The organism is Clostridium sp. LS, from assembly GCF_002760435.1.
Lineage (GTDB): Bacteria > Bacillota > Clostridia > Clostridiales > Clostridiaceae > Clostridium.
The window spans coordinates 17,211-30,216 of the sequence record NZ_AUUU01000070.1; the positions used below are offsets into that span (position 1 = coordinate 17,211).

Annotated in this window: 10 protein-coding genes; 8 read left to right on the forward strand and 2 right to left on the reverse strand. The window is 30.6% G+C overall.

Translation table 11 applies throughout. The features are described 5' to 3' along the window. The first annotated feature begins 171 nt into the window (after window positions 1-171). From COL3_RS16550 to COL3_RS16560, 3 genes are all read left to right on the forward strand, one after another. Entirely contained in the window at window positions 172-1,359 is a 1,188-nt protein-coding gene (locus tag COL3_RS16550; RefSeq protein WP_008424264.1) for a winged helix DNA-binding domain-containing protein, read from the forward strand. A gap of 2 nt (window positions 1,360-1,361) precedes the next feature. Continuing rightward, on the forward strand, window positions 1,362-1,922 hold the full coding sequence (locus COL3_RS16555; protein WP_008424265.1) for a hypothetical protein: 561 nt from the start codon (window positions 1,362-1,364) through the stop codon (window positions 1,920-1,922). 272 nt (window positions 1,923-2,194) lie between these two features. After that, the gene (locus COL3_RS16560) at window positions 2,195-4,306 is read left to right on the forward strand and encodes a serine hydrolase domain-containing protein (RefSeq protein ID WP_008424266.1); all 2,112 of its coding nucleotides are present in this window, start codon (window positions 2,195-2,197) and stop codon (window positions 4,304-4,306) included. Between the two features lie 305 nt (window positions 4,307-4,611). On the opposite strand, the gene COL3_RS16565 is transcribed toward COL3_RS16560, so the two are convergent. Together COL3_RS16565 and COL3_RS28855 are read right to left on the reverse strand one after the other, a co-directional pair. Further along, on the reverse strand, window positions 4,612-6,351 hold the full coding sequence (locus tag COL3_RS16565; RefSeq protein ID WP_008424267.1) for an ATP-binding cassette domain-containing protein: 1,740 nt from the start codon (window positions 6,349-6,351) through the stop codon (window positions 4,612-4,614). Window positions 6,352-6,382: 31 nt separating this feature from the next. Next, window positions 6,383-6,520, reverse strand: coding sequence for a hypothetical protein (locus tag COL3_RS28855; protein ID WP_008424269.1), 138 nt, complete (start codon window positions 6,518-6,520; stop codon window positions 6,383-6,385). A gap of 470 nt (window positions 6,521-6,990) precedes the next feature. Between COL3_RS28855 and COL3_RS16570 the strand changes: the two genes are divergently transcribed. The 5 genes from COL3_RS16570 (at window position 6,991) to COL3_RS16590 (ending at window position 12,862) form a co-directional block, all read left to right on the forward strand. Continuing rightward, window positions 6,991-7,974, forward strand: coding sequence for a Gfo/Idh/MocA family oxidoreductase (locus COL3_RS16570; RefSeq protein WP_008424271.1), 984 nt, complete (start codon window positions 6,991-6,993; stop codon window positions 7,972-7,974). 368 nt (window positions 7,975-8,342) lie between these two features. Next, window positions 8,343-9,503 (forward strand): stalk domain-containing protein, encoded by a 1,161-nt coding sequence (locus tag COL3_RS16575; protein ID WP_008424273.1) that lies wholly within the window; start codon window positions 8,343-8,345, stop codon window positions 9,501-9,503. 420 nt (window positions 9,504-9,923) lie between these two features. After that, the gene (locus COL3_RS16580; RefSeq protein ID WP_035283482.1) at window positions 9,924-10,415 is read left to right on the forward strand and encodes a sigma-70 family RNA polymerase sigma factor; all 492 of its coding nucleotides are present in this window, start codon (window positions 9,924-9,926) and stop codon (window positions 10,413-10,415) included. Beyond that, window positions 10,402-11,511 carry a hypothetical protein gene (locus COL3_RS16585; RefSeq protein WP_008424277.1) on the forward strand — a complete coding sequence of 370 codons (1,110 nt, stop codon included), beginning with the start codon at window positions 10,402-10,404 and terminating at the stop codon, window positions 11,509-11,511. Before COL3_RS16580 ends, COL3_RS16585 begins: the two co-directional genes overlap by 14 nt. A gap of 334 nt (window positions 11,512-11,845) precedes the next feature. Continuing rightward, complete coding sequence (locus COL3_RS16590; RefSeq protein ID WP_008424279.1) at window positions 11,846-12,862, forward strand: pirin family protein; 1,017 nt, start codon at window positions 11,846-11,848, stop codon at window positions 12,860-12,862. The last annotated feature ends 144 nt before the right edge of the window (window positions 12,863-13,006 follow it).

The window sequence follows — 13,006 nt, forward strand, 5'->3', positions numbered from 1 at the left end:
AAAAACCATAATGAATTGACATATGATTATCTTAAAAGTTGTTTTGAATACTATGGAAAAGCAAAGTTCTGGAAAAGTCTTAGAGGGTTCCCCTCAAGATTCTGGACATAACAAATACAATCTCCGGTAAGTTGTAATTCGTGATGAGCGAAAAAATTAGGAGGAATAGAAGTGAATGTTTATGAGAGAGATGAAGTTAAGAAAATGTTGTTGCAATATCATAATTTGGATGGGAATGAAAAACTGACTGGGATAGAGGGAGTTCGAAAAATAATGCTGCGACTAGGCAGTATCCAGTACGATCCGCTTAATGTAGTTGGTCGTAATGCGGACCTTGTTTTACAGGCACGTGTAGAGGGATATAGACCAGAATATTTATACTCATTATTGTATGAGGAACATAGCCTTGTAGATGGATTTGATAAGGAAATGTGTATTTATAATACAAAGGACTTTTCAAAGTTTTCAAGAGTACGTGAAGAGCAGGCAAGTGCAACTCTGAAGACTTTGGGATACCGTGGACAGATGGGAGCACTTGATATTTTAGATGATGTGAAAACATTTGTATTTGAGCATGGACTAACTGGAACAAAAGATATTTCAATTGGTGAAGTAAGAGAGAGCCGGTGGGGACATAAGAAATTATCAAGTGCAGCATTAGATTTTCTCTATAACAAAGGGGAACTGTGTGTTGCTAAAAAAAGAGGCACACAGAAATATTTTGACTTAACTGAGAGGCTTATTCCATCTGATTTTAATAAATTGGATAACATGTCAATAGATGATTTTCTGGATTGGTATGTGAAAAGGAGAATTCAAAGTCTGGGATTAGTATGGGATAAGAATGGTGGTGCATGGCAGGGACACTTCTTAAGTGATAAGGAATTACGAAAGAAGGTGCTGAATCGGTTAGTAGAAAAAAACGCAATTTATGCCTTTCAGATTGATGGAATTACAAACATATTTTATGGCTGCAATGATTTGAATTTTTATTCAAATAGTAAGGAACATAAGGATTATGCACGATTTATAGCACCCCTAGATAATATTATGTGGGATCGAACTATGCTAGAGAAAGTTTTTGACTTTTCCTATCGATGGGAAGTGTATACGCCTGTCTCAAAAAGAAAGTATGGTTATTATGTGATACCTGTAATTTACAATGATCGTTTTGTCGCAAGATTCGAGCCAGAACCAATTGGAAAAACAGGATGTTTCAGTATTAAAAACTGGTGGTGGGAAACTAATATACACCCTGATGATAGGATGCGAAGGGTAATAATGAATGAAATGAATCGATTTAGTGAGTATTTGGAAGTAGAATGTTCAGAAAAAAATAAGATGAAGATTGGAGAATAAATATGGATATTTATGAAAAATGCCCTATATTAGAAAATGATAATTTTATAGTAAGATTAATTGAGGAAAACGATGTAGATGATTTATTCAGTGTATATAGTGACAAGTATGCGTTACCATATTTCAATAGTGATAATTGTAATGGTGATAATTTCTATTGTTCAAGAAGAGAGTACATGCAGAATGCTATAAAATTTTGGTTAATAGAGTACTATGAGAATAGGGCCTTTGTGCGTTTTTCAATAGTTGATAAGAAAGACGACAAAGTAATAGGAACAATTGAAATGTTCCGGAGAGAATCGGAAGACTACTATAACAATTGTGGGCTAATGAGATTAGATGTAAGAAGTGACTATGAAAATACCCAGTCCCTTTATGAAATTATGTCATTGATTGTAGTTCCATTCTATGATTGGTTTGGGTGCTCTAATATTATAACAAAGGCTGCACTTTATGCCATAGATCGAATAGAAGCACTAAAGAAGATGAATTTCATAAAATCTCCAGAACCACTAGTAGGTCAGAATATGAGATATTATGACTATTGGATAAGAAAAAAATAAATATTTTTAGGATATGCTCATACCATATTTAACTTGTCGCTGATACATTAAATAAGCATAATACGCAACAGACAAATTTTAGTTTGTCGAGCTGTTATACTAAAATGACATTTGAGCCTTAGAAGTGTATAGTTTAGAAGCTTTATGTTGCTAAGCTTTATTATTTACATTATTATATTTATAATACAGATGTGGAAATTAGTGGATAAGAATAAATTAAAAAATAATATAATAGACCTTGCACGACCAGAAATAAATTGGAGGCAAATTAAATGAAAAAATTATCAAAACGTCCAATAATACTTTTAGTAGTATTTCTAGTAATACTACTTACTTTAACATTTGGAAATAAAGTGAAATCTGTCTTTAATTTAATAAATTCAACGGGAAAAATTGATTCTGATTATTCTACAATTAGTGCAGATGAAAAAGAAAAGGCAACCACATTGGTTAATGATTATAAGAAAGGGATAACAAGTGTTCAATATGCAATGATGGATAATGGTAAGCTTGTGGTATCAGGAAGCAGTGGAGTATACAGTAAAAATAGCGATATACCTATAACTAGTGATACTATGTACGGTATTGGTTCAGTATCTAAGACTTTTACTGCAGCTGCTATAATGAAATTAGTAGATATGAAAAAAATTGATTTAGACAAGCCTGTTGTAGATTATATTCCGGATTTTACAATGGAAGATGAGCGATATAAAAAAATAACAACTAGAATGTTGCTTAACCATTCATCAGGAATTATGCAAACTGCAGGTCCAAAAGCAGAGTTATTCGAGGATAATGAAACAACTGCTCATGATAAATTATTAGAACAACTAAAATCAGAGAGATTAAATGCTGAGCCTGGTAAATTTTCTGTGTACTGTAATGATGGTTTTATACTTGCAGAAATAGTGGTTGAAAAAGTTAGTGGGCAGAGTTTTACAGAATTCATTCATGAAAACATAACAACACCATTAGGAATGAATAATACAAAAACTTCACAAGATGATTTTGATAGAAATAAGCTCGCAAAAACTTATAGTTCAATAGCACCTAAAGTAGAAACACCGCCAGAGAATGTAAATGTAATTGGCACAGGTGGTATATATTCAACAGCACAGGAGTTATGTGAATTTGGAAATATATTCACAAAGAAAGGCAAATTACTTTCTGTAAACTCTGTTAATGAAATGAGAAGTGAAGAATACAAAAATGGGTTATGGTTAGATAACATAGAGAATACTGATACTACAATTAATTATGGACTTGGTTTTGATGGAACAAATATATTTCCATTTAATCAATATGGTATAAAGGCTATTTCAAAAGGTGGAGATACAATATTTTATCACAGTTCTATTGTTATACTACCTGAATATAATATGACAGCGGCAGTTACTTCATCAGGTGGAAGTAATACGGATGATGAAATATTAGCTTGCAATATGCTGCTTGAGGCTTTAAAGGAGAAAGGCATCATTCAAGAAATTAAAGCTGACAAATCCTTTGGAACACCAACTAAAACTTTAATAGGTGAGAATATTAAAAAATATGAAGGAACATATGGAGCATCACAACAAACTTTTAAGGTTCAAATGAATGAAAGTGGTGCAATGACAATTTTAGGTACGTCGTTATATTTCCCAAGAACTAAAAGTATGATGTATATTTACAATGGTGAAGGAATATTTTTAAATCAAGATGGTAGTGAAAAAATAACTTTTGAAGAAAAGGATAATAAGGTTTATTTGAGATCGGATTTATATATTAATTTGCCAGGGGTGGGACAAACAGCTCTTGCTCAATATTGGGGGCAAAAATTAGAAGAAAATAGATTGACACCAGAAGTAAATAAAGCTTGGGAAAATAGAAAAAACAAAAAATATTTTGATTTAACAGATAAGTATAACAGTGAACCAAAGAGTGCAGCATCAACTTTTATGGTTGTTAAATTAGATAATGGTTATCAATTGTCTAATAAAATTATAGATGAAAATAAGTCCATTAATGTTGTTGAGGTTCCCGTAGAAGCTGGAAGAGATACTTTTGACTATACTTTCTTTAAGAAAGATAACATTGAATATATGAAAGCAGCTGAAAATATATTAATTAGTGAAGATGGTCTAAAAGAAATACCAGAAGGGAAGAGTGTTTGCACTATAGAAGATAATGGCTACAATATATGGTATAAGGTTAATGATAATTTACAAGGAAAAAAAATCACAGTAGAATTACCTAAAAATAGTGGTTTTTTAGTATATACAAAAGAAGGAGTGTGTACAGAGCAAAGTGCATTAACTAAAAATAATTCTGCGACATTATCAGGTGGTGGTTATATAATGCTTGGTGGTGAAAAAGGTGAAGAAATTAACATTACCATAGAATAAGACATATTAAAGCAGCTGAGTAATTTTTTTTCATATGAATTGAAGTTTAATCGAGTGGGTAGGATAGGACTTAATGACCTATTTATAAAATCAATATATATAAGAGGCGTGTCAATAGTTATTGAATTTAAATTTGTTTTTTTGTAAGAATTTAGGCACAATCAAAAATAATAGATTATATCTTTAATTGTGCCTTTTTCTCATTTATGGATACTATTTTATGTGGTAAAATACTTATAAATCTTCTGATATAGCTTTACTTACAAATTTAGTTCGCTAACTTCCTAAGTAAAACAATATAAGCTTTAAAGTGATTTAATGATTGCTTCAAGCTCTTCACATAAAGCTTTTGCACGTTCAAAATCAGTATTTCTGAGTGAAATAGCTATTTTCATTTCTAAATCCATTTTCTTTTGTTCAATTTCTAAATAATCTTTATCAAAGTATTTAGCGTAAATCATCCTTTTGAACTTTTTCATGTTCATTTTTCTGATTGTTTTATCCTCAATAAGTAAAACATAATCTACGCAGTTTACTACAGAATAGTAATCATGTGAGACCATTAAAATTGCACCGTTATATTTTTTTATGGCTGTTTCAAGGGCCATTTGTGCATATGTATCTAAATGGCTTGTTGGCTCATCTAAAAGCAGCATATTTGCTTTGCTTGCAGAAATTTTGGCTAACTGAAGTATATTTTTTTCTCCACCAGATAAAGATTCTATTTTTTGGTTAAGTAGTTCTTCCTCAAAATCAAAATTTGAAATGTAGGTTTCAACCTCGTCATAGGTTTTAAATCCAGCATCTAGGAATTCTTCAAGGACTGTGTTAGACTCATTTAATATTTCGCCTTGAATTTGTGATAAATAAGCTATTTCAATGTCTGGATCTATTTCAATAGCAGGATTATTATTTTTATAGATATCCTTGAGTAAGGTTGTTTTTCCAGTACCGTTTAACCCAATAATAGCTACTTTATCATTAGACTTAATCTCAAAGTTAACATTTTCTAAAAGTATCTCATCAAAGCCAGCACTATAATTGTTAACTTTTAAAGCTATTTTTTCTTCCACAGCATTATTAGTAGTTAAACGGATATAAGGCTGTTTAATTTCAACAAAAGGTGTTTTTATTCTACGAGCTTCTAATCTTTCTAGAAATTTCATTTTACCTTTTAAGTATCTTCCAGCAGCAGTTTCACCTGAAATTTCTGCTCTATCTCTTAGTCTTTTGATTATGCGTTCGTTTCTCTCAATTTCTTCATCATCAGCAGCAGATAGTTCTTGTAACTCAATTTTAGTTTGAAGTAATGTGAAGTTATAATCAATATAGCTTCCATCAAACTCCTGGAGCTCCATATTTTCAAGGTGAATAATTTTATTAAAACAATGATTAAGTAGATATCTATTGTGGGTAATAACTAACATCATTCCCTTGTGAGAATTAATTAGATTTTTAAGAGAATTAAGGTTTTCAAAGTCTAAAAATACATCTGGTTCATCCATAATTATTAAATTTGGACCATTAAGCATTTCTTTAATCACTTGAATAAGCTTAAACTCTCCACCACTAAGTTCAGATACCATTAGATTTTTAAGGTAGTCTAAGTTTGCAAGATTTAATTTTTTATTAAGAATGCTTTCGAAATCATCTCCACCAATTGCATCAAGTGCGTCTAAAGCGCCTTGATACTTTTCTAGTAAGGGATCAATATCCGAAGCTGTTTCCATTTCAGTACAAATAGAGGCTATTTCATTTTGCAGCTTAATAAATTCTCCACCTAAATACTCGAAAACTGTAGTTTCCTTTGTATTATCTAGTTGTGGAAACTGACTTACATATCCAATTCTACAATTCGGATCAATCTCTATGGTACCATCGTACATATATCTTTCTGGATCCATAATTATATCAATCAGCGTGCTTTTCCCAATACCACTTGAACCTATAAAAGCACAATGCTGATCATCTTCTAAAGTAAATGAAATATTATTATAGAGATCTTTATTTGGGAATGAGTACGACAAGTTATCAATTTTTATCATAATATTACCTCGCTTTTTCATAGGTAGAGTTTTATTGAGTTGTTTTTCCACATGGCAATAACATTCTGCCTATAACTTTTTTTGGTCTTGTATTATTTTTAGTGTTATTCCCTTTTTGTTTCTTTTCTTCTATTAATTTTTTCATCATTTCTATATCTTTATTCTTCATATATTCCTCCAATTTTAAAACGCATTCAAAAAAGCGTTATAATGGCTAGACATCAGATAAATTTTATAATCAATTTAATTGTGCCTTATGCAATTTTACACTTGATTGTAGCACAAATTCAAAAGTTTATAAACCTTTGTGAAAGATAATAATTTATTCCGAATGGAATTGTCCTTATGATTTTGGTCCAATATGTAAGGATGAAGTTGCAGCTTATTATGAATTAGCTGAACATATAAATGAGGATATAAATAATAAAGCTAGAAATACAAATAGTGTTATAAGTAATGAAAGAGTAAAAAAGAAAAAGGCTGAAGAGCCAGAAATAAAAGAAATCTTAAAAAGGAACAGATCATTTTACAAAGGAACAGATAAAAAATTCTTGACTTAATGTTAACTCTAAGTTCTATAATGTAAATGAATACATTTGATTTTTTAGAAGTAAACATAAAATTTTAGGAGTTGATCTAATGAGTAAAGTAAAGATGGGAATTTTAGGCGCAGGTAATATTGCTGGTTTAATGGCAGAAACAATAAGCAAAATGGATAATGTAGATGCATATGCAGTTGCAGCTAGAGATTTAGAAAGAGCAGAGAAGTTTTCAAATGAATATGGATTTGAAAAGGCATATGGTTCCTATGAAGAAATGCTAAAAGATGAAAACATAGATTTAGTTTATATTGCAACACCACATTCTCACCATTATGAACATGCTATAATGTGCTTAAATAATGGAAAGCATGTGCTTTGCGAAAAGGCCTTTACTGCTAACGCTAAACAAGCTGAGGAAGTAATGAAATTAGCAGAAAGCAAAGGGTTGTTAATTACAGAAGCAATATGGACACGTTATATGCCAATGGCAAAGACTTTAAATGAAGTAATCGAAAGTGGTGTTATTGGAAAGGTAACTTCATTAAATGTAAATTTGGGTTATGTAATTTCACATAAAGAAAGAATTATGAAGCCAGAACTTGCGGGAGGAGCTTTATTGGATATAGGAGTTTATACAATTAACTTTGCAGCAATGGTTTTTGGGGATAAAATAAAAAATATTTCATCAACAGCAATAAAAACAGAAAGTGGTGTTGATGCGCAAAACAGCATTACAATATGCTTTGAAGATGGGAGAATGGCAATATTAAATAGTTCTATACTTGCCATAACTGATCGTCAAGGTGTGATTAATGGAGATAAGGGATATATTGTTGTTGAAAATATTAATAATTATGAAAAAATTAGAGTATTTTCTTCAGATAGAGAGGAAATTGCAGTTTATGATGCACCTAAACAAATTACTGGTTATGAATATGAGGTTGAGGTGGCTATACAAGCAATTGAAAATAAAGAAATAGAATGTCCACAAATGCCACATAAAGAGACTCTTAGAATTATGAAAATTATGGATTCATTAAGACATGAATGGGGAGTTATATATCCATTTGAACAGATATAGAGTAAGTGTGTTATTGAGGAGTATCGTAAGTGATGCTCCCTAATTTTTATCTAATTCAAGAACATATGTACTCATGTTTTTTGGAATAATGGTTCGAAAAATTTAATGAATGGTTAGCTTCTGAATGGTGATTTATAGAGATGTGTATAAATGAAAGGTGTGGATTAAATGGATAAATTAAATAACATAATTGAAAACATTAATGGTATTATAAAAAGATAATAAGCATATATTTAAGAATTTTAACCGCTATGAAAATCATAGTGGTTAAAATTTTTATAAAATTTTGCAACACTTCTCTAAGTTGGATTGTATTACTAATATAAAAGGGAAAATTAACATGTAACTTAGAAGGAGTAGATGATATTATGAAAAAATTAATGATAGGTGTATTAACAGCAGTAACAATTATGGGAATGTCAACACAAGTATTTGCAGCAGATTCGTATAGACATAAATCTAATCCAGCGGATATTATTGGAGAGGATATTCCAATATCAAACTACGCACCAAAGGATGTAGATATTAATAAGGTAGCAATATGCGGAAAGAATATTGAAATTGGAAGAGATGGTGTTTTAATATATAAAGGCAAAATTATGGTTCCGCTAAAATTCACAGCAGAAAGTCTTGGATTTACAGTTGAGGCAGATAAGGATAATAAAATTATCAGCCTAGATAATGGTAAAATTAAGACAAAGGTTTATGTAGGAGAAGATAGTTATTATTATTCAAGCAGCAATGCTATAGGCTTAACTATGATGCATCCATTAGGTGCAGAACCTATAATTGATGACAATATGGTATATGTTCCAATTAATTTTTATAATTTTCTATTCAATGATGCAAAAACAGTAGGAAGTTTTTTTGTAAGAAATAAAGATGGACAATGGATCTATTCAGTTAATGGAGAGCTTACAACTGGATGGAAGCTAATAAATGATAAGTGGTATTTTATGAATAATAATGGCATAATGCAAAGAGGATGGGTTAAGGCTAGTGGAAATTGGTACTACTTATTAAGTAACGGAGAAATGGGAGTAAATATTACGACTCCAGATGGATATAAAGTAGATCAAAGCGGTAAATGGGATGGTAAGCCAGCAGTTACTGTTACACAAAATCCAGATGCAGATGATATAATAAATCCTATTGATCGCTTTGATACTATAGATCAAGCTCAAAAAGCACTAAAATTCAAAGTTAATGTACCTAAGGAATTATTAGGTAAGTATAATATCAAATATATAAATACTATATCAAGAGATTTATTTCAAATATGCTATATAAGTAAACAAGGTGATATTCTATTTAGAATGGCAGAAGGTATTCAAGATATAAGCGGTGACTATAATAATTATAAGACTAATACAACTGTTAATATAAATGGTAGCAATATTAAATTAAAAGGAGAAAATAATATCATTAAAGTTGCAACTTGGAGTGTAAATAACATGTCATATTCTATTTCAATAGATGCGGGCATGAATCAAGATGATATAATTAAAATAATAAAAAGTACCTTTTAATTATATATTATAAAGAGCTTAAATAATAAGTAACATAAGTAGGGACAAGGATTATAAGGAAGAGTTTTGTTTGAGTTTATAGATATACAAACTATGAATTGGACTTGTGTAGAGAATAATTATCTATATTTGTTAGATTTTAAGTGGATATCTTCACTAGAAATCATAAATATTTTTGTGAAGAAAACATTTGAAAATGAGCTGTTAAAGATTCTTAGTTGTAGGTTGTTTCACTTTAGCTTGTCACACTGAAAGTGGGAGCATGCTAAAGTGGTGCAACCTACAACTTAGCATCTTAAGCGATATTTTCATAGTTTTTCGGAACAAAATATTTATGATTTCGGTAAGTTACCACATAAATCTAAGCACACAGTTGGATATTTATATATTGTGCTACTGGATGGAAGGATGAGTTTTTTAATGAAAGAGGTTTCATTGCGTACGGATGAAATTATTTCACAAGATTTAGAGCATTATGGAGATATGCTGTTGAGACTGGCATATTCCTATATGAAAAATATACATGATGCAGAGGATGCACTTCAAGATGTTTTTGTGCAATTGCTTAAAAATATAGAGATATTTGAAAGCGAAGAACATAAAAAGCATTGGCTTATTTGTGTTACCCGAAATATCTGCAAAAATAAATTGAAATCGACCTGGTTTAAAAAGCATGTGGAATTGACTGATATGCCTTATTATGATGAATATAAAGATAACAATGTTTTAAAACAGGTTATAAAACTCCCACTAAAATACAGGGAGATCATTCATTTATATTATTATGAAGGATATAATACGGTTGAAATATCAAATATAGTAAATAGGAAAGAAGCAACAGTAAGATCGTTACTAAGCAGAGGAAGAAATATGCTAAAGAAAGAGCTAAAGGAGGAGTATGATTTTGAGTAAGAAATATAATGAAGAAATAAATAAAATAGTAATGACCGATGATATGAAAAAAAGAATACTCCAAAATGTTTTGGCTGCAAATGAAAATAGCGAAGTAAAAAATAGGGAAGTTGAAATGACTTTGCCAAAAGTAAGAAAATACAATAACCTTAAAAGAAATATGCAGATGGTTGCAGCAGGATTTACTGTAATTTTATGCTTAAGTATAGCAAAAAATTATCCTATGCTTATAAAAAATGCACCTAATGATTTAGAGCAGAATGAAACAGTAAAAGATCATGATGATGAAAATAATGGCTCAAAAATTAATGATGATAATCAATTTATTTATAATAAGGATGGCAATGAAATATCTAACGATGATAAGGAAAATCAAACTTTAAATCAAAATAATAATAGTGATAATCATGTGAAAGAAGAGAATAATACTAGCTCAGAAACCGGGAAAAAAGAAAAAAATAAAGATAAATCACAATCAAATTCAGGCTCTGAGGCAGTGAAAAGTCAAACTTCACAAAATAATGATGATAAATCCATAGGGAATTCAAATATTCAATCAAAAACAAATCCTGAACAGAATTCTAGTAATAAGGAAAATAGTAATCCAACTGGCACAAAGCCAAGAACGACAGATGGAGATATAATGAGAAATAAAATATCTGAAAATAATGCAGATAATAGTGTTTCGAGTGCATCAGCTGTGGGAGAGAAAGACGTAAATTATAGTCAAGAATATAAGACATTAGATGATGCAGAAAAGGCATTAAATTTAAAAGTCAATTCATTAAAAAACTTACCTAAAGGATTTAAAATGGAAAGTATAAATGTTATTTCAAACGAAATAATACAAGTAGATTATAATGATGGTAATAGCAATATAAAATTTAGAGCAGGTAAAAGTATCGATAATATAAGTGGCGATTATAATGCTTATGAAGTTAAGGATACAGTAAAAGTAAATGGAGTAAACGTGAACTTGGAAGGAAACAAAAGTGAACAATATAATTTAGCGCTATGGGAAAAGGATGGCATATCATATTCAATTTCAGCTGAAAATGGAATTGATGAAAAAACAATTTTGGGAATGATTTCTTAGACATTTGTTTTTTGAATTACTGGAGAAAATTTTGTATCTAAAGAAAAGCTTTATAAAGTGAAACTTATCAGGTGGAGTTTTATACTCCACCTTAATTTAGTTGAACTAATGCCGCCCACAATGGGCGCAAAGTCTAGGACGTGTAGCAGCTATCTCTACTTAGAAAACTTACTATCGGATAAATCCTTGAAATACCCTAGAATAATATACAAGTAATAAACCTTGTGGTATAATTAAATTAATAGATAATAATTATCAATTAATAATTGTTAAATGATAATTTAGATTGAATTAATATGATAGAAACCAGTATTAGGTATTCAAGGAGGTTAGAATGATGAAGAATAATGTACTTAAAATAGATAAATTAAGTTCCCAATGGAACACAAGTGATCCTTTTCTGTTTTGTGCACACCATAAGGATGCTTATCCAAAGGGGAATAATGAGATGGGACCAAATGCATCTCTTGCAGGAAGAATTATTGGCAATGATTTTCGTGGAATAGATGGTTGGAATATGTATCATGGTGATACTATCCCAGGATTTCCTCAGCATCCTCATAGAGGTTTTGAAACAGTTACAATAGTGTTAGATGGATATGTCGATCATGCAGATTCAGCAGGTGCAACAGGCAGATATGGAGCTGGTGATGTGCAGTGGCTTACTGCTGGTAGAGGCTGTAATCATACAGAAATGTTTCCTTTAATTAACACAGAAGAAGATAATCCATTAGAATTATTTCAAGTTTGGATGAATTTACCTAAAAAAGACAAATTCGTAGACCCACATTATAAAATGCTTTGGGCAGAAGATATACCAGTTATACAATCTCAAAATGATAAGGGCAAAACAAGTACTATAAGACTTATTTTTGGTTCCCATAATGGTACTAATAGTTTGGATTCTTCTCCTAATTCATGGGCAAGTAAAAAGGATAACCATGTTGGAATTTGGCTAATTCGTATGGAACCTGAAGCTAGCATAGAGCTTCCTAAAGTATCTTCTACATTAAACAGAACACTTTACTTCTATGAAGGAGATAAGATAAATATTCAAGAAACAAACGTTGACGTTTATCATAGTGTAAAACTCAAAGGAGATGAAATAATAGAAATAAAAAATGGTTCAGAGGAAAGCTGTCTTTTGCTTTTAGAGGGAGAGCCAATTGGAGAACCAGTTGTAAGTTATGGACCTTTTGTAATGAACTCAGAGAAAGAAATTAAGGATGCTTTTGATGATTATAGAAGCACTGGCTTCGGGGGATGGCCATGGGATCGTGACGATTTTGTTCATCCAAGAGAAAAAGGAAGATTTGCACAATATCCTGATGGTAAGATAGAATACAAATAATATTATAGATAAACAGAAGTATTTTCAATTATATTTCCATAGGTAATTTTATTAAAAATTAAATTAAAAAATAAATGATGTAATAATGAGGGAGTGTCGCAAAATGATTAAATTTTAATCAGGAGCGATGCTCCTTTTCGGTTT

Coding starts and splice junctions, on each gene's coding strand:
- COL3_RS16555 (WP_008424265.1), top strand. CDS start 1,362: ATGGATATTTATGAAAAATGCCCTATATTAGAAAATGATAATTTTATA.
- COL3_RS16560 (WP_008424266.1), top strand. CDS start 2,195: ATGAAAAAATTATCAAAACGTCCAATAATACTTTTAGTAGTATTTCTA.
- COL3_RS16565 (WP_008424267.1), bottom strand. CDS start 6,351: ATGATAAAAATTGATAACTTGTCGTACTCATTCCCAAATAAAGATCTC.
- COL3_RS28855 (WP_008424269.1), bottom strand. CDS start 6,520: ATGAAGAATAAAGATATAGAAATGATGAAAAAATTAATAGAAGAAAAG.
- COL3_RS16570 (WP_008424271.1), top strand. CDS start 6,991: ATGAGTAAAGTAAAGATGGGAATTTTAGGCGCAGGTAATATTGCTGGT.
- COL3_RS16575 (WP_008424273.1), top strand. CDS start 8,343: ATGAAAAAATTAATGATAGGTGTATTAACAGCAGTAACAATTATGGGA.
- COL3_RS16580 (WP_035283482.1), top strand. CDS start 9,924: ATGAAAGAGGTTTCATTGCGTACGGATGAAATTATTTCACAAGATTTA.
- COL3_RS16585 (WP_008424277.1), top strand. CDS start 10,402: ATGATTTTGAGTAAGAAATATAATGAAGAAATAAATAAAATAGTAATG.
- COL3_RS16590 (WP_008424279.1), top strand. CDS start 11,846: ATGATGAAGAATAATGTACTTAAAATAGATAAATTAAGTTCCCAATGG.